General features: G+C 76.1%; 2 protein-coding genes. Both read left to right on the top strand.

Features of this window, described 5'->3' with window-relative positions:
* The first annotated feature begins 21 nt into the window (after nt 1-21).
* On the top strand, nt 22-15,528 hold the full coding sequence (locus ACSNOG_RS01850; RefSeq protein ID WP_436750747.1) for an SDR family NAD(P)-dependent oxidoreductase: 15,507 nt from the start codon (nt 22-24) through the stop codon (nt 15,526-15,528).
* Between the two features lie 14 nt (nt 15,529-15,542).
* Nucleotides 15,543-19,409 (top strand): type I polyketide synthase, encoded by a 3,867-nt coding sequence (locus ACSNOG_RS01845; RefSeq protein ID WP_436750714.1) that lies wholly within the window; start codon nt 15,543-15,545, stop codon nt 19,407-19,409.
* Nucleotides 19,410-19,453 lie beyond the last annotated feature (44 nt).

Raw genomic sequence — 19,453 nt, 5'->3', positions numbered from 1 at the left:
CGCTCCCACCGTCCCGCACGCCTGCAGCCGAATCTTTCCGCACAGAAGTGGCGACACCCGATGACCAACGATGACAAGCTGCTCGACTACCTCAAGAGGGTCACCGCGGATCTGCACCAGACACGGCAGCGGCTGCGGGACGTGGAGAGCGGCGACGAAGAACCGATCGCCATCGTCGGCATGAGCTGCCGCTTCCCCGGAGGCGTCAGCACACCGGAGGAGCTCTGGCAGCTCGTCCACGACGGCACCGACGCCATCACCGACTTCCCCGCCGACCGCGGCTGGGACGTCGACTCCCTCTACGACCCGGACCCCGACGCCGCCGGCAAGAGCTACGTGCGCCGGGGCGGGTTCCTGCACGACGCGGGCGGCTTCGAGCCCGACTTCTTCGGCATCTCGCCCCGCGAGGCCGTCGCCATGGACCCCCAGCAGCGCCTGCTGCTGGAGGTCTCCTGGGAGGCCCTGGAACGCGCGGGCATCGCACCGGACGCGGTGCGCGGCGCCCAGGTCGGCGTGTTCGCCGGCACCAACGGCCAGGACTACCGCGACCTCCTCGCCAGGCTGCCGCAGGACACCGAGGCGGCCCTGGGCACCGGCAGTCTCGCCGCGGTGATCTCCGGCCGCATCTCGTACACCCTCGGCATCGAGGGACCCTCGGTCACCATCGACACCGCCTGCTCCTCCGCCCTGGTCGCCCTGCACCTGGCGGTGCAGGCCCTGCGGCAGAAGGAGTGCTCGCTGGCCCTGGCCGGCGGCGCGACCGTCATGTCGACCCCCGGCTCCTTCATCGCCTTCAGCCGGCAGCGGGGCCTGGCCCCCGACGGCCGGTGCAAGTCCTTCGCCGACGGCGCCGACGGCACCGGCTGGGGCGAGGGCGCCGGCATGCTGCTCCTGGAGCGGCTCTCCGACGCCCGCCGCAACGGCCGGCGCGTGCTGGCCCTCGTGCGGGGCTCGGCCGTCAACCAGGACGGCGCGTCCAACGGCCTGACGGCCCCCAACGGCCCGTCCCAGCAGCGCGTCATCCGCCAGGCACTGGCCAACGCACGGCTGTCCGCGTCCGACGTCGACGCCGTCGAGGCGCACGGCACCGGCACCACCCTGGGTGACCCCATCGAGGCCCAGGCGCTGCTGGCGACCTACGGACAGGGCCGTCCCGGCGACCGGCCGCTGTGGCTGGGCTCCGTCAAGTCGAACATCGGGCACACGCAGGCCGCGGCCGGCGTCGCCGGCGTGATCAAAATGGTCATGGCGATGCGGCACGGGGTGCTCCCGCGCACCCTGCACGTGGACGAGCCGTCGGCGCAGGTCGACTGGTCGGCCGGGGACGTCCGGCTGCTCACGCGGAACCAGGAGTGGCCGGAGGCCGACGGGCGTCCGCGCCGGGCCGGCATCTCCTCCTTCGGCGCGAGCGGCACCAACGCCCACACCATCATCGAGCAGGCCCCGGCCGAGGAGGAGACGCCGCAGGAAGCGCCCGCAGCAGCGCCCGCCGCCGCGGCCGGTCTCGTGCCGTGGATCGTCTCGGGCCGTACGGCCGCGGCGCTGCGCGACCAGGCGGCCCGCCTCGCGGCCGTCGCCGGCTCGCTCGACCCCGTCGACGTCGGCTTCTCCCTGGCCACGACGAGGACCGCGTACCCGCACCGGGCCGTCGTCCTCGGGCGCAGCCGCGAGGAGCTGCTCGGCGGGCTGGCCGCGCTGGCCGAGGAGTCCGCGGGCACCCTGCGCGGCCGCGCCGCCAAGGGGCTGACCGCCTTCCTCTTCACCGGCCAGGGCGCCCAGCGCCCGGGCATGGGCAGGGAGCTGTACGCGGAGTTCCCCGTCTTCGCCCGCGCCTTCGACGAGGTGTGCGGCCACTTCGGGCCGTCGCTCGCCGGGCTGCGGGAGACCGTCTTCGGCTCCGACCCCGGGCCGCTGAACCGGACGGCCTGCACCCAGGCGGCCCTGTTCGCGGTCGAGGTCGCCCTGTTCCGGCTCGTCGGGTCCTGGGGGCTGCGGCCGGACTTCCTGGCCGGCCACTCGATCGGCGAGCTGGCGGCCGCCCACGTCGCGGGCGTCCTCACCCTGAAGGACGCCTGCACCCTCGTCGAGGCCCGCGGCCGGCTGATGCAGGCCCTGCCCGAGGGCGGCGCGATGGTCGCCGTGCGGGCGGCCGAGGCCGAGGTGACCCCGCTGCTGTCCGAGGGCGTCGGCATCGCGGCCGTCAACGGCCCCGGGGCCGTCGTCGTCTCCGGCGCCGAGGACGCCGTCACGGAGCTGGCCGCCCGCTTCGGGAAGACCAAGCGGCTCGCGGTCTCCCACGCCTTCCACTCCCCGCTGATGGAGCCGATGCTGGCGGAGTTCCGCGCGGTCGCCGAGAGCGTCGCGTACGCCAGGGCCGAGATACCCGTCGTGTCGAACGTGAACGGCCGCCTCGCCGCGGACGAGATGACCTCGCCGGAGTACTGGGTCCGCCACGTCCGCGAAGCCGTCCGCTTCCACGACGGCGTCCGCGCCCTCGAAGAGGCGGGCGTCACCCGCTTCCTGGAGCTCGGCCCGGACGCGGTCCTCACCGCCATGGCGCGCGACTGCCTCGGCGAGGACAAGGCCGCAGGCGCCGTCCTCGCCTCCGCCACCCGGCGCGGGCGCCCGGAGCCGGAGACGCTGCTGACGGCGGTCGCACAGCTGCACGTCAGCGGCCACTCCCCGGACTGGGCCGCGCTCTTCGAAGGCGCCCGGCGCGTCGAGCTGCCCACCACCGCCTTCCGGCGCGAACGCTTCTGGGCGGACGTCCCGGCCTCCGCCGGCGACGTCGCCTCCGCGGGACTGGACCCGGCCGAGCACCCGCTGCTCGGCGCCACCACCATGCTCGCCGACGAGGGCGGCGCCGTCTTCACCGGCCGCCTCGCGGTCCGCACGCACCCCTGGCTCGCCGACCACGTGGTCGGCGAGGCCGTGGTGGTGCCCGGCACCGCCATGGTCGAACTGGCCGTCCGGGCGGGCGACCAGGTCGGCTGCGGCCACCTGGAGGAGCTGACCCTCGAAGCGCCGCTCGTCCTGCCCGAGCGCGACGGCGTCCGCGTGCAGGTGACCGCCGGTGCCCCCGGCCCCGCCGACAGCCGCACCGTGAGCATCTACTCCCGGCCCGAGAACGCCCCCGCCGGACTGCCGTGGACCCGCCACGCCACCGGCCTGCTCGGCAGCGCCCCCGCGGCCCCCGGGGAACCCCTCACCGCCTGGCCCCCGGCGGACGCCGAGGAACTGGACACCACCGGCCTGTACGAGCGGCACGCCGCCTCCGGACTGCACTACGGCCCGGTCTTCCAGGGCCTGCGGGCCGCCTGGCGGCGCGGCAGCGAGGTCTTCGCCGAGGTGCGGCTGCCCGAGGGGCCCGCCGCCGACGCCGGCCGCTTCGGCCTGCACCCCGCGGCCTTCGACGCCGCCCTGCACGCCCTCGCCCTCATCGGCGACGGCTCCGACGACGAGACCGCACGCCTGCCCTTCATGTTCGCGGGCGTCTCGCTGCACGCCGCGGGCGCGTCCGTGCTCCGGGTACGGCTCACCCCGGCCGGCGCCCACGCCTTCGCCGTCGACCTCGCGGACGCGACCGGCGCGCCCGTGGCGACGGTGACCACCCTCGCCTCGCGGCCCCTGACGCACCTCAAGCACGCACAGGACCCCGCCGCGGACGCGCTGTTCCGCCTCGGCTGGACCCCGCTGCCCCAGCAGACCGCCCCCGCCGCCGACACCGGCCACCGCCTCCTGGAGAGCACCGCCGGGAGCGACGCCGACGCCGTCCGCGCAGCGACCCGTACGGCCCTGGAGGCGCTCCAGGCCGACGACCCGCGCCCCCTCGTGATCGTCACCCGCGGAGCCGTCTCCGTCGCCGGCGAGGACGTGCCGGACCTGGCCGGCGCCGCCGTCTGGGGGCTCGTGCGCTCCGCCCAGTCGGAGAACCCGGGCCGCTTCGTCCTGCTCGACCTCGACCAGGCCGCCGACACCCGCACGTCCGCAGAGCTCGCGCTCGCCACGGACGAGCCGCAGGTGGCCCTGCGGGACGGAGCCGCCTACGCGGCCAGGCTGACCGCCGCCCCGCCCACCGCCGACGACGCTCCCGGGCTCGACCCCGACGGCACCGTGCTCCTGACCGGGGCGACCGGCGGCCTCGGCCCCGTCCTCGCCCGGCACCTGGTGACCGCCCTCGGAGCCCGCAGGCTCCTGCTGCTCAGCAGGAGCGGCGCCGCCGGGGAGCTCGTCGACGAACTGGCCGCCCTCGGCGCGCACGCCACCGTCGCCGCCTGCGACGTGGCCGACCGCGCCGCCCTCGCCGCGGCCCTGGCCGGCATCCCCGCCGCCCACCCGCTCACCGCCGTCGTCCACGCCGCGGGCGTCCTCGACGACGGCGTGGTCGCCTCCCTGACCCCCGAGCGCCTCGACGCCGTGCTGCGCCCCAAGGCCGACGGCGCGCTCCACCTGCACGAGCTGACCGCCGGGGCGGACCTGCGGGCCTTCGTGCTCTTCTCCTCCGTCGCCGGCGTCGTCGGCGCCCCCGGACAGGGCAACTACGCCGCGGCCAACGCCTTCCTCGACGCCCTCGCCGCCCACCGGCACGCCCGGGGCCTGCCCGCCCTCTCGCTGGCCTGGGGCCCGTGGGCGCCCACCGGCGGCATGACCAGCAGCCTGGACGACGCCGACCGGGCCAGGATCTCCCGCGGCGGCATGGCCCCGCTCTCCGAAGAGGAGGGCGTGGCCCTCTTCGACCTCGCCCGCCGCACCGGGCACGCGGCCGTCGCGCCCGTACGGCTCGGCTTGCCGGCGCTGCGCGCCCAAGGGGCAGCCCTCGCCCCCGTCTTCCGTTCCCTCGCCGGCCGCACGGTCCGCCGCGAGGCCGCCGTCACCGAGGGCGCGGGCCTCTCCCTCGCCGAGCGGCTCGACGGGCTGGGCGGGGCGGAGCGCCTGGACGCGCTGCTGCAGCTCGTGCGCACCCAGGTCGCGGTCGTCCTCGGGCACAGCAGCCCGGAGGCCGTCGACCCCGAACGGGCCTTCCAGGACCTGGGCTTCGACTCGCTCGCCGCGATCGAGCTGCGCAACGCCCTCGCCGCCGAGACCGGGCAGCGCCTCCCCTCGACGCTCGTCTTCGACTACCCCTCCTCCCAGGCGCTCGCCGCCCACCTCGCCGAACAGGCCGAGGGCGCGCGCACCGGGCCCCGCAAGGCCACTCGGACCACCACCGCGGCCCGCACCGACGAGCCCGTCGCCATCGTCGGCATGGCCTGCCGCTATCCCGGCGGGGTGACCTCCCCGGACGGGCTGTGGCAGCTGGTCGCCGACGAGACCGACGCCATCAGCGACTTCCCCGTCGACCGCGGCTGGGACACCGACCGCATCTACGACCCCACGGGCGAGCGCCCGGACACCACCTACGTACGGCGGGGCGGGTTCCTGCATGACGCGGGGGAGTTCGATGCGGGGTTCTTCGGGATCAGTCCGCGTGAGGCGTTGCTGATGGATCCGCAGCAGCGGTTGTTGCTGGAGGGTTCGTGGGAGGCGCTGGAGAGTGCGGGTATTGATCCGGGCACTCTCAAGGGCAGCCGGACGGGTGTGTTCGCGGGGGTGATGTACCACGACTACTTCGGGAGTTTCGGTTCGGGAAGCATCGTCTCGGGCCGGGTGGCGTACACCCTGGGCCTGGAAGGGCCGACGCTGTCCATCGACACCGCGTGCTCGTCCTCGCTCGTCGCCCTCCACCTCGCCGTCCAGTCCCTGCGCCAGGGCGAGTCCTCGCTCGCCCTGGTGGGCGGTGTCGCCGTGATGGCCACCCCCGACACCTTCGTGGAGTTCAGCCGCCAGGGAGCGCTCGCCGCCGACGCCACCTGCCGCGCCTTCGCCACCTCGGCGGGCGGCACCGTCTGGGGCGAGGGCGTCGGCGTCCTCGTCGTGGAGCGGCTCTCCGACGCCCGCCGCAACGGCCACCGCGTCCTGGCCGTCGTGCGGGGCTCGGCCGTCAACCAGGACGGTGCGTCCAACGGCCTGACGGCGCCCAACGGCCCGTCCCAGCAGCGCGTGATCCGCCAGGCGCTGGAGAACGCCGGACTGTCCACCGCGGACGTCGACGCTGTCGAGGCGCACGGCACCGGCACCACCCTGGGCGACCCCATCGAGGCTCAGGCGCTGCTCGCCACGTACGGCCAGGACCGGCCCGGGGACCGCCCTCTGTGGCTCGGCTCGCTGAAGTCCAACATCGGCCACACGCAGGCCGCCGCCGGCGTGGCCGGGGTCATCAAGATGGTGCAGGCCATGCGCCACGGCGTCCTGCCCAGGACCCTGCACGTCGACGAGCCGTCGGACCAGGTGGACTGGACCGAGGGCAGCGTGGAACTGCTCACGGAAGCACGCCCGTGGCCGCGGGCCGACGGCCGTCCGCGCCGGGCGGGCGTCTCCTCGTTCGGCATCAGCGGCACCAACGCGCACACCATCATCGAAGAAGCCCCGGCGGACACCGCACCGCAGGCGCGGACCGCGGCCGGCCCCTCTATGCCGTGGCTGCTGTCCGCGAAGACCCGGGCGGCCCTGCCCGCCCAGGCGGAGCGGCTGCTGGCCCACCTGGACGCCCACCCGGACCTCGACCCGTCCGACGTCGGCTTCTCCCTCGCCACCGCCCGGGCCCACTTCGCCCACCGGGCGGCGGTCACCGGCACGGACCGCGCCGCCCTGCGCGGCTCCCTCGCCGCCCTGGCCGAGGGCACCGGCGCACCCGGCCTGGTCGAAGGGATCGCCGCCGGCACCGCCCGGCCGGTGTTCGTCTTCCCCGGCCAGGGCTCGCAGTGGCAGGGCATGGCCACCGAACTCATCGACGAATCGCCGGTGTTCGCGGCCGCCATGAACGACTGCGCCGCCGCCTGCGCCCCCTTCGTCGACTGGGACTTCACGGCCGAACTGCGCGGCCCGCTGGACCGCGTGGACGTCGTCCAGCCGCTGCTGTGGGCGGTCATGGTCTCGCTCGCGAAGACCTGGAGCGCGTACGGGGTGCGCCCCGCCGCCGTGATCGGCCACTCCCAGGGCGAGATCGCCGCGGCCTGCGCCGCCGGCGCCCTGTCCCTGGAGGACGGCGCCCGCATCGTCACCCTGCGCAGCAAGGCCATCGCCGAGGACCTCTCCGGAGGCGGCGGCATGATGTCCGTCGCCCTGCCCGCCGACGAGGTCGCCCGCCGGCTGGCCGCCTGGGACGGGACACTCTCCGTCGCGGCCGTCAACGGCTCCGGTTCGGTGGTGGTCTCCGGCGAGAGCGGCGCCCTGGACCTCCTGCAGGAACGGCTCAAGGACGAGGGGATCCGCGTCAAGCGGCTGCCGGTCGACTACGCCTCGCACTCCGCGCAGGTCGAGACGATCCGCGAGCGCCTCCTCGACGCCCTGGCGGACGTCCGGCCGCGCCCGTCCGACGTGCCCTTCTACTCGACGGTCACCGGCGGACTCCTCGACACCACCGGGCTGGACGCCGCGTACTGGTACACCAACCTCCGGCAGACCGTGCTCTTCGAGCAGGCCACGCGGGCGGCCGTCGGCAAGGGCCACGGGCTCTTCATCGAGTCCAGCCCGCACCCCGTCCTCACCCTCGGCATCCAGGAGACCGACGACGGCGTCACCGCCGTCGGCTCGCTGCGCCGCGACGAAGGCGGCCGGGAGCGGTTCGCCGCCGCCCTCGCCGAGGCCCACGTCCACGGCGCGCGGGTCGACTGGACGGCCCTGGCCGACGGCGGCCGGCCGCGCCGCGTGGACCTGCCGACGTACGCGTTCGAGCACGAGCGGTTCTGGCTGGACAGCGCCTCCGGCAACGCCGACGTCACCTCCGCCGGCCTCGCCCCGACGGACCACCCCCTGCTGAGTGCGGCGATGGCGCGCGCCGACGCCGACGGCGCGGTCCTCACCGGCCGCCTGTCGGTGGGCACCCACCCGTGGCTGGCCGACCACGTCGTCGGCGGGGAGCTGCTGTTCCCCGGCACCGGCTACCTCGAACTGGCCGTGCGCGCCGGCGACCAGGTCGGCTGCGGACGCGTCACCGAACTCACGCTGCAGGCCCCCCTGGTGCTGCAGGAGCACGGAGCCGTCCAGCTGCAGGTCGTCGTCGGCGAGGCCGGTGAGGGGGCCGTGCGGCCCGTGACCGTCTACTCCCGCGCCGAGAGCGCCGGGGACGAGCTGCCGTGGACCCGCCACGCCGACGGCCTGCTGGCCCCGGCGGGCACCCCCGCCGAGCCCGAACCGGCCGTGTGGCCGCCCGCCGGTGCCGAACCGGTCGCCCTGGAGGGCATCTACGAGCAGCTCGCCGAGGCCGGCCTGGCCTACGGGCCCGCCTTCCGGGGCCTGCGCGCCGCCTGGCGTCTCGGTGAGGACGTCTACGCGGAGGTGAGCCTGGGCGAGCAGGTCGACGGATTCGGTCTCCACCCGGCCCTGTCGGACGCCGCCCTGCACGCCGTCGGCCTCACCTCCGTCGCCGGTGACGACGCCCTCCTGCCGTTCGCCTGGTCCGACGTGCAGCTGCACGCGACCGGGGCGACGGACCTGCGCGTCCGCGTACGGCCCGCCGGGGCCGAGGGCGCGGTCGCCCTGACGCTCGCCGACGCCACCGGGGCACCCGTGGCCACCGTCGGCTCCCTCGCCCTGCGCCCGATCCCCGCCGAACAGCTCGCCGCGGCCGCCCGGTCGGCCCGCGCCGGCTCGCTCTACCGCGTCGAGTGGGTCCCCGCACCCGCCGGCACCGCCGAACCCGTCCAGGGCCACGACGTCCTGCACGCGCGGGCCGGGACGAACGCCGAGGAGGTACGGGCGGGCGTCGCCGACCTCCTCGACCGGCTGCGCGACGGCCTCGCCGGCGACGCGCCCCTGATCGTCGTCACCGGCCCCGACCCGGCCGGCGCCGCGGCCGCGGGCCTGACCCGCTCGGCCCAGACGGAGAACCCCGGCCGCATCGTCCTCGTCGAGACCGACGGCACCGACGCCCCGGACGACGACGCGCTGGCCGCCGCGCTCGCCGCGGGGGAGCCGCACGTCGCCCTGCGCGACGGAGCCGTCCACGTCCCCCGGCTCGCCCGTGCCGAAACGGCGGACGACACCGGCCCCGCGGCGGATCTGAGCCAGGGCACGGTCCTGGTGACCGGCGCGACCGGCGCCCTCGGCGGCCTGATCGCCCGCCACCTGGTCACCGGACGGGGCGCGCGGCACCTGCTGCTGCTCAGCCGCCGCGGCGCGGACGACGCTCTCGTCGCCGACCTCACCGCGCTCGGCGCACAGGTCACCACGGCCGCCTGCGACGTCGCCGACCGTGCCGCCCTCGCCGCGGTGCTCGCCGCGATCCCCGCCGGGCAGCCGCTGACCGCCGTGATCCACGCGGCCGGCGTCCTCGCCGACGGCGTCCTCTCCTCGCTCACGCCGGAGCACCTCGACACGGTGCTGCGCCCCAAGGTGGACGCCGCCTGGCACCTGCACGAGCTCACCGCCGGACTGGACCTGCAGGCGTTCGTCCTGTTCTCCTCGGCCGCCGCGACGCTCGGCTCGCCCGGACAGGCCAACTACGCCGCCGCCAACGCCTTCCTCGACGCCCTGGCCGCGCACCGCCGCGCCCTGGGCCTGCCCGCGCAGTCCATGGCCTGGGGCCTGTGGGCCCAGTCCGGCGGCATGACCGGCACCCTCGACGCCACCGACCGCTCCCGCATCTCCCGGGGCGGCGTGGCCGCCCTGGAGAACGAGGAGGGCCTCGCCCTCTTCGACGCGGCGCTGCGGGCGCAGGATGCGGCCGTGCTCCCCGTCAAGCTGGACCTCGCTGCCCTGCGCGCCCAACCCGACGGCCCGGCACCGCTCTTCCGCGGCCTGGTCCGAGGCCGCAGGCAGGCGGCCTCCGGCGGCCCCGCCACCGGCACCGACTCGCTGCGCGCACGCCTGGCGGGCCTGCCGGAGGCCGAGCGCGAGCCGGTCCTGGTCGACCTCGTGCGCACGCACGTCGCCGCCGTCCTCGGCCACCGGTCGGGCGACGCCGTCGAGCGCGACAAGGCCTTCCGGGAGCTGGGATTCGACTCCCTGGCGGCCGTCGAGCTGCGCAACGGGCTGAGCGCGGCCACCGGGCTGCGGCTGCCCGCGACCGTGGTCTTCGACCACCCCAGCCCCGCCGGCCTCGCCCGTCACCTGCTCGCCGAGCTCGTCGGCGGGCTCGACGCGGCACCCGCCGAGACGCCTGCCGCCGCGACCGACGACGAGCCCGTCGCGATCATCGGGATGAGCTGCCGCTACCCCGGCGGCGTCGACTCCCCCGAGGACCTGTGGCGGCTGATCGCCGGGGAGACCGACGCCATCGGCGAGTTCCCCGCCGACCGCGGCTGGGACCTGGAGGCCCTCTACGACCCGACCCTCGACCGCGAGGGCACCAGCTACGCCCGGCACGGCGGGTTCCTGCACGACGCGGGCGACTTCGACGCCGCCTTCTTCGGCATGGACCCCGAAGAGGCGCTCGTCACCGACCCCCAGCAGCGCCTGCTGCTGGAGACGTCGTGGGAGGCCCTCGAACGGGCCGCCATCGACCCGGCCGGGCTGCGCGGGAGCCAGACCGGCGTGTTCGCCGGCGTCATGTACCACGACTACTTCGGCAGCTTCGGCTCCGGCAGCGTCGTCTCGGGCCGCGTCGCCTACACCCTCGGCCTGGAGGGGCCGACGCTGTCGGTGGACACCGCCTGCTCCTCGTCGCTGGTGGCCCTGCACCTGGCGGTGCAGTCCCTGCGCCGCGGCGAGTGCACGCTCGCCCTGGCCGGCGGCGTCACGGTGATGGCCACCCCGGGGACCTTCGTCGAGTTCAGCCGCCAGCGCGGCCTGTCGCGCGACGGCCGCTGCCGCCCCTTCGCCGACGCGGCCAACGGCACGGGCTTCGGCGAGGGCGCGGGCGTCCTCCTCCTCGAACGGCTCTCCGACGCCCGCCGCAACGGGCACCGCGTCCTCGCCGTCGTCCGCGGCACCGCCGTGAACCAGGACGGCGCCTCCAACGGGATCACCGCCCCCAACGGCCCCGCCCAGCAGCGCGTCATCCGCCGGGCCCTGGCCGCCGCGGGCGTGTCCGGCGCCGACGTCGACGTCGTGGAGGCGCACGGCACCGGCACCACCCTGGGCGACCCCATCGAGGCCCAGGCCCTGATCGCCACCTACGGCAAGGAGCACACCGGCGACCGCCCGCTGTGGCTGGGCTCGGTCAAATCGAACATCGGGCACACGCAGGCCGCGGCCGGCGTCGCCGGCGTGATCAAGATGGTGCAGGCCCTGCGCCACGAGGTGCTGCCCAGGACCCTGCACGTCGACGAGCCGTCCCGGCACGTCGACTGGTCGGACGGCACCGTACGGCTCCTCACCGAATCCCGCGCGTGGCCGGAGTACGGGCGCCCGCGCCGCGCCGGCATCTCCTCCTTCGGCATCAGCGGCACCAACGCGCACGTCGTCCTCGAAGCCGCCCCGGCGGACGCCGACCCCGCGCCGGAGCCGCGGACCGCACCGCTCCCCGCCGTACCGTGGCTGCTGTCCGGCCACGATCAGGACGCCCTGCGCGCCCAGGCCGGACGGCTGCTGGCCCACCTGGAGGACCGCGACGACCTCGACCCGCACCGCGTCGCCGGCGCCCTCGCCGGCGGGCGGGCGGCGCTCGCCCACCGCGCGGCCGTCACCGGCGGCGACCGCGAGGAACTCCTGCGCGGCCTGCGCGCGCTGGCCGCCGGCGGCGCCTCGCCGTCCGTGGCGACCGGCACGGCGACCGACGGCAAGCTCGCCTTCCTCTTCTCCGGCCAGGGCTCCCAGCTCGCCGGCATGGGCCTGGAACTGGCCGCGGCCTTCCCGGCCTTCGCCGCCGCCCTCGACGAGGTCTGCGCCCACCTCGACCCGCTCCTGGAGCGGCCCCTGCGCGACGTCCTGCCCTCCGCGGAGCTGCTGGAGCGCACCGAGTACACCCAGCCCGCCCTGTTCGCCGTCGAGGTCGCCCTCTTCCGGCTGCTGGAGACCTGGGGCGTCCGGCCGGACCTGCTGGCCGGCCACTCCGTCGGCGAGTTCGCCGCCGCCCACGTCGCGGGCGTGTGGTCCCTCGCCGACGCCGCGACGCTGATCGCCGCCCGCGGCCGGCTCATGCAGGCCCTGCCCGCGGGCGGCACCATGGTGGCCGTCAAGGCCGCCGAGGACGCGGTCGCACCCCTGCTGACCGGCGACGTGAGCATCGCCGCCGTCAACGGCCCGGACTCCGTCGTCCTCTCGGGCCCCGCGCAGGAGGTCCGCGCGATCGCCGGCCGCTTCGAGCGGACCCGCGAACTCGCCGTGAGCCACGCCTTCCACTCGCCCCTCATGGAACCCGCACTCGACGCGTTCCGCGAGATCGCCGAGGGCCTGGCCTTCCACCCGCCCCGCATCCCGCTCGTCTCCGCCCTCACCGGCGCCCGGGCGAGCGCGGACGAGCTGTGCACGCCCGAGTACTGGGTGCGGCACGCCCGCGAGGCGGTGCGGTTCGCCGACGCCGTGCGCACCCTCGAAGAAACGGGCGTGCGGCGCTTCGCCGAGATCGGCCCCGGCGGGGTGCTGACCGCCATGGCCGCCGACTGCCTGACCGGCGACGCCGCCCTGATCCCCCTGCTGCGCAAGGACAAGGACGAGCCCACCGCGGTCACCGCCGCACTCGGCGCGCTCCACGCCCACGGCGCCGCGGTGGACTGGGCGCGGCTGCTGCCCGACGGGCGCGGCGTCGACCTGCCCACGTACGCCTTCCAGCGCCGCCGCTACTGGATGGCGAGCGACGCCCCCGGCCACCGGGCGGCCACGGACCACCCCCTGCTCGGCACCGCCGTGGAACTGGCCGGCGCCGACGGGTTGCTCTTCACCGGCACCCTCTCCCTGCAGAGCCACCCGTGGCTCGCCGGCCACGCCGTCGGTGGCACGGTCCTGCTCCCGGGCACGGCGTTCGTGGAGATGGCGCTGGCCGCCGGGGAACGCGCCGGGTGCGGCACGGTCGAGGAACTGACCATCGCCGAACCCCTCGTCCTGCCCGAGCACGGCACCGTGCGCCTGCAGTGCACCGTGAGCGAACCCGACGCCTCCGGAGCCCGGGCCTTGCGGGTCTACTCCGCGGCCGCCGCGGGCGAGCCGTGGACCACGCACGCCACCGGCCTCCTGACGGCCGGGACCGCCCCCGCCCCCGTCGCCGCGCCGGAGGCCTGGCCGCCCGCCGCCGAACCGCTCGACCTGGACGGCGTGTACGAGCGGCTGGCCGCGCTCGGCGCCGAGTACGGGCCGGGCTTCCAGGGCCTGCGCGCCGCCTGGCGGCGCGGCGACGACGTCTTCGCGGAGATCGAACTGCCCGTGGAGAGCGACGCGTTCGCCCTGCACCCGGCGCTGTTCGACGCCGCGCTGCACGCGATCGGACTGCGGGAGGGCGTCGCCGAGCGCATGACGCTGCCGTTCGCCTGGACCGGTGTAGCGCTGCACGCCGCCGGGGCGACCGCTCTGCGCGTACGGATCACGGGCAACGGCCCCGGCGCCGTGCGGATCGAGGCCACCGACGGCCTGGGCGTACCGGTGCTGTCCGTGGCGTCGCTGACGCTGCGCGAGGTCTCCGCCGACCACCTCGCCGCCGCGGCCGCGGGCCGGAGCGACACCCTGTTCGCCCTGGAGTGGGTCAAGGCGTCCGGCGACGACGCGGCCCCCGGCACCGGACGCTGGGCCGTGCTCGACGACGAGCACGGGATCACCGGCGCCCTCGAAGGGGAGGTCGCGGCCGTCCACGCGGTCGCGGATCTCGACGGGGCCGCGGACCTCGACGGGGCCGCGGCACATCGCTCCGGCCCGGCCGACGTGCTCGTACTGCCCTGCACCGGCGGCGACGGCCCCGACGCCGTCCGCTCCGGCACGGCCGCCCTGCTCGGCCGCCTCCGGACCTGGCTCGCCGACCCCCGGTTCGGGGACTCGATCCTGGCCGTCGTGACCGGCGGGGCCGTCAGCACCGACGGCGAGGACGTCACCGACCTGGCCGGAGCCGCCGCCTGGGGCCTGCTGCGGTCCGCGCAGTCCGAACACCCCGGCCGCATCGTCCTGATCGACCTCGACACGCACGCCCCCGACGCGTACCGGCTGCTGCCCGCGGCCGTCGCGACCGGCGAACCCCAGCTCGCCCTGCGCTCGGGCGTCCTCAGCGCACCGCGGCTCACCCGGGCCGCGCACTCCGCCGCACGGACGGCCGACTGGCACGGGACCGTGCTCGTCACCGGCGGGACCGGCGCGCTCGGCCGCCTCGTGGCACGCCACCTGGTCACCGAACACCGCGTGACCAAGCTGGTGCTGACCAGCAGGCGTGGCCCCGACGCCCCCGGGGCGGGCGCACTGCGCGCCGAGCTCGCCGCACTGGGCGCCGACGTCACCGTCGCCGCCTGCGACGCCGCCGACCGGGACGCCCTGCAGCGGCTCCTGGCCGAGCACCCGGTCAACGGCGTCGTGCACACCGCCGGCGTCCTCGACGACGGCGTGATCGACTCGCTGACGCCCGAGCGCCTCGACACCGTGCTCCGTCCCAAGGCGGACGCGGCATGGCACCTCCACGAGCTCACCAAGGACGAGCCGCTGTCGGCGTTCGTCCTCTTCTCCTCGGCCGCCGGCCTACTCGGCAGCCCCGGACAGGCGAGCTACGCCGCGGCCAACGCCTTCCTCGACGCCCTGGCCGTGCACCGCAGGGCGGCGGGGCTGCCGGCCGTCTCCCTGGCCTGGGGCGCCTGGTCCGGCGGCGGGGGCATGGCCGACCGCCTCGGCGAGGCCGACACCCGGCGCCTGGCCCAGGCGGGCGTGACCGGCCTCGGCGAGGACGAGGGCCTGGCCCTGTTCGACGCCGCGTCCGGCCACGAGCAGACCGTGCTGATGCCGGCCCGGCTCGACACGGCCGCCATGGCGCGCTCCGGCCGCATCCCGCCGCTGCTGCGTGGCCTCGTCCGCTCGCCCCGGCCCGTCGTCCGGGCCGCGTCGACCGCCTCCGCCGCGCTCCGCAACCGGCTTGCGGGCCTGCCCGGGGAGGAGCGCACCCCGCTGCTCCTGGAGGTGGTCGCCGAACAGGCCGCGGCCGTGCTGGGGACCACCGGCATCGAGCCGGACCGCGCGTTCGGCGACATGGGCTTCGACTCGCTGACCGCGGTCGAGTTCCGCAACGGCCTCAACGAGGCGACCGGACTGCGGCTCCCGGCCACGCTGATCTTCGACTACCCGAGCCCGCAGGCGCTCGCCGACCACCTGGCCGCCGAACTGGCCCCGGCCGGGCAGCCCGCAGCCGGTGCCGAGGGAGCCGAAGGACCCGAGGAGGAAGCCGTCCGCCGCGCCCTCGCGGGGCTGCCCCTGGCGGCCCTGCGCGAGGCGGGCCTGCTCGACGGCCTGCTCGAACTGGCCGGGGTCCGGCCGCGGCCCGGTGCGGACCAGGAGGGCGAGAGCGGCGCGTCGATCGACGCCATGGACGCGGAGAGCCTGATCAGCCTGGCTCTCGAAGGTACGGCCGGGGACGACGACGCCCTGTGACAAGGAGTGGGAACGTGGCTCAGCCCGAGAAACCGGACGCCAGGATGGTCGAAGCGCTGCGCGCTTCGCTCAAGGAGGCCGACCGGCTGCGGGAGCGGAACCGCAAGCTGACCGCCGCGCTGCGGGAGCCGATCGCGATCGTCGGCATGGCCTGCCGGTACCCGGGCGGCGTGCGCTCGCCCGAGGAGCTGTGGGACCTGGTCGCGGACGGCGGGGACGGCATCACCGGCTTCCCGGCCGACCGCGGCTGGGACCCCGGCCTCCACGACCCGCAACCGGGCGTCGAAGGCAGGAGCTACACCGCCGAAGGCGGGTTCCTGCACGATGCGGGGGAGTTCGATGCGGGGTTCTTCGGGATCAGTCCGCGTGAGGCGTTGCTGATGGATCCGCAGCAGCGGTTGTTGCTGGAGGGTTCGTGGGAGGCGCTGGAGAGTGCGGGTATTGATCCGGGCTCTCTCAAGGGCAGCCGGACGGGTGTGTTCGCGGGGGTGATGTACCACGACTATTTCGGGAGTTTCGGTTCGGGCAGTATCGTCTCGGGCCGGGTGGCGTACACCCTGGGCCTGGAAGGGCCGACGCTGTCCATCGACACCGCGTGCTCGTCCTCGCTCGTCGCCCTCCACCTGGCCGCCCAGTCCCTGCGTCAGGGCGAGTGCACCCTGGCGCTGGCCGGCGGGGTCACGGTCATGGCCTCGCCCGGCACGTTCGTCGAGTTCAGCCGGCAGGGGGCGCTCTCGCCCGACGGCCGATGCAAGTCCTTCGCCGACGGCGCGGACGGCACCGGATTCGCCGAGGGCGTCGGCGTCCTCGTGGTGGAGCGGCTGTCGGACGCGCGGCGCAACGGGCACCGCGTCCTGGCCGTCGTGCGGGGTTCGGCCGTCAACCAGGACGGTGCGTCCAACGGCCTGACGGCGCCCAACGGCCCCTCCCAGCAGCGCGTGATCCGCCAGGCGCTGGAGAACGCCGGGCTGTCGGCTGCTGATGTGGATGTGGTGGAGGCGCACGGCACCGGCACCACCCTCGGGGACCCGATCGAGGCCCAGGCGCTGCTCGCCACGTACGGCCGGGACCGCGAACAACCCTTGTGGCTGGGCTCGGTCAAATCGAACATCGGGCACACGCAGGCCGCCGCCGGCGTGGCCGGGGTCATCAAGATGGTGCAGGCCATGCGCCACGGCGTCCTGCCCAGGACCCTGCACGTAGGCGAGCCCTCGCGGCAGGTCGACTGGACCTCGGGCAGCGTCGAACTGCTGACGGAGGCGCGGGACTGGCCGCAGGCCGACGGCCGCCCGCGCCGGGCCGGTGTCTCCTCGTTCGGCATCAGCGGCACCAACGCCCACACCATCATCGAAGAAGCCCCGGCCGAGCCCCTCCCGGAGCAGCCGGAGCCCGGCCCCGTGCCGCCCGTCCTGATCTGGCCGCTGTCCGCCCGCGGCCGGCAGGCGCTGCCCGCCCAGGCCGAGCGCCTGCACGCGTTCGCCGAGGCGCGGACGGAGCTCGAACCGGCCGCCGTCGCCCGCTCGCTGGGCACCGGGCGGGCCGTCTTCGGCGACCGCGCCGCCGTCGTGGGCACCGACCGCGCCGGGCTGCTGCGCGGCCTGCGGGCCCTGGCCGCCGGGGACAGCTCCCCGGCCGTGGTGCAGGGCACCGCGCGCAAGGGCGGCCGCACGGCGTTCCTCTTCACCGGGCAGGGCGCCCAGCGGCTCGGCATGGGCGCCGGGCTCCGGGCCGCCCACCCGGTGTTCGCCGAGGCCTTCGACGCGGTGGACGAGGCGCTCGGCACCGGCCTCTCCGGCGTCCTCTTCGGCACGGACGCCGACGCGGTCGACCTGACCCTCCACGCGCAGACCGGCCTCTTCGCCTACGAAGTCGCCCTGTTCCGGCTGCTGGAGTCGTGGGGGATCCGGCCCGGCCTGCTCGCCGGGCACTCGATCGGCGAGCTCGCCGCCGCGCACGTCGCGGGCGTCCTCACGCTGGAGGACGCGTGCACCCTCGTCGCGGCCCGCGGGCGCCTGATGCAGGCGCTGCCCGAAGGCGGTGCGATGGTCGCCGTCCGGGCCCCGGAGGAGGAGGTCCTCCCGCTGCTCACCGACCGGGTGGGCCTGGCCGCCGTCAACGGCCCCGACTCGGTGGTGATCTCGGGAGAGCTGGACGAGGTCCTGCGGATCGCGCAGGGCTTCGAGCGGACCAGGCGGCTGAAGGTCTCGCACGCCTTCCACTCGCCGCTCGTGGACGGCATGCTCGACGACTTCCGCGCCGTCGCCGAGAGTGTGACGTTCCACGAGCCGCGCATCCCCGTCGTATCGACGCTGACCGGGCGGCTTGCGGAGAAGGGCCTGCTGACCGACCCCGGGTACTGGGTCCGCCACGTGCGCGAGCCGGTCCGTTTCGCGGCGGGCGTACGGGCCCTCGCCGACGCGGGTGCCGCCCGCTTCGTCGAGCTGGGGCCCGACGCCGTCCTGACCGGCATGGCTCGCGAGAGCGCCCCGGAGGGGACCTTCGTCGCCCTGGGCAGGCGGCAGGGGCAGGAAGCGGCGGTGCTGGCGCAGGGCGTGGCCCGGCTGTACGCGGACGGCCTCGCGCCCGACTGGCGGGCGCTGTACCCCGGCACCGAAACGGCGCCCCTGCCGTCGTACGCCTTTCAGCACCGGCGGTACTGGCTCGCGGCGGACGTCCCGCTGACCGTCGGAGCGCTCACCGCCCCGGAGGAGCCCGGGGCCGCGCAGCAGCCTGACGGTAGGCAGCCCCTGCACGAACGGCTGGCGGCCGCCTCCCCGGCCGGCCGGGAGGAGTTGCTGACCGGCCTCGTACGGGCCCGCACCGCCGCCGTGCTCGGACACACCGGCCCGGAGGAGGTCGGCCCGGACACCGGTTTCCTGGAGGCCGGAATGGACTCGGTCTCGGCCACGGAGCTGCGGCACGCGCTCGCCGGCGCGACCGGGCTGACCCTGCCGGCCGGAGTCGTCTTCGAGCACGGCACCCCGGCCGCGCTGGCCGCCCATCTGCGCACCAGGCTCGCCGAGGGCGGTGAGGCACCCGCCGCGGAGGACCCCGCGGAGTCGGAGTCGATCAGCGGCCTGCTGCGCCGCGCGGCGGCCGGCGGGAACATGATGAAGGGCATGGCCCTGCTGGGCGCCGTCGCCGAGATCCTGCCCGGGTTCTCCTCGGCGGCCGAACTGGGCGGGCTGGAGCAGCCCGTACGCCTCGCGCAGGGCGGCGAGGGCCCCAAGCTGATCTGCTTCCCCTCACCCATGGCGCTCGGCGGCGCCCAGCAGTACGCGCGCTTCGCCGCGCACTTCCGGGGCCGCCGGGAGGTCGTCGTGCCCGCCGTGCCGGGCTTCGGCAAGGCCGACGCGCTGCCCCTGTCGGTCGACGCGGCCGTCGAGGTGTTCGCCGAAGAGGTGCGCGCCGCCGCCTCGGGTGAGCCCTTCGTCCTGGTGGGCTACTCCTCCGGCGGGCAGTTCGCCCACGCGACCGCGGAGGTGCTGGAGAAGGCGGGCACCCCGGCCCGGGCCGTCGTCCTGCTGGACACCTACCTGCCCGGCGACGACGGCAAGGACGAGCTCTGGCGCCAGATGTTCGAGGGCATGCTGGAGAGGGAGGCCTCCTTCGGCCGGTTCAGCGCCGCCCGGCTCGCCGCGATGAGCCGCTACAGCGACCTCATCACCGACTGCGTGCCCGGGGCGCTGTCCGCGCCCGTCCTCTTCGTCCGCCCGGAGCGGTCGTTCGCGACCGGGGCGGGGACGGACGACTGGCGCGCCTCGTGGGAGGGCGAGCACGCGCTGCGCGAGGTGCCGGGGACCCACTTCACGATCCTGGAGGACGAGGCCGCCTCCACGGCCGCGGCCGTGGACGCCTGGCTGCCCACGCTCGACAGCTGACACACCGGCACGGACTTCGGCCCGCACCGCGCACCGCGGTGCGC

This window comes from Streptomyces sp. URMC 124 (assembly GCF_051386455.1).
GTDB lineage: Bacteria > Actinomycetota > Actinomycetes > Streptomycetales > Streptomycetaceae > Streptomyces.
This window is presented reverse-complemented; position numbering and strand designations above follow the sequence as displayed.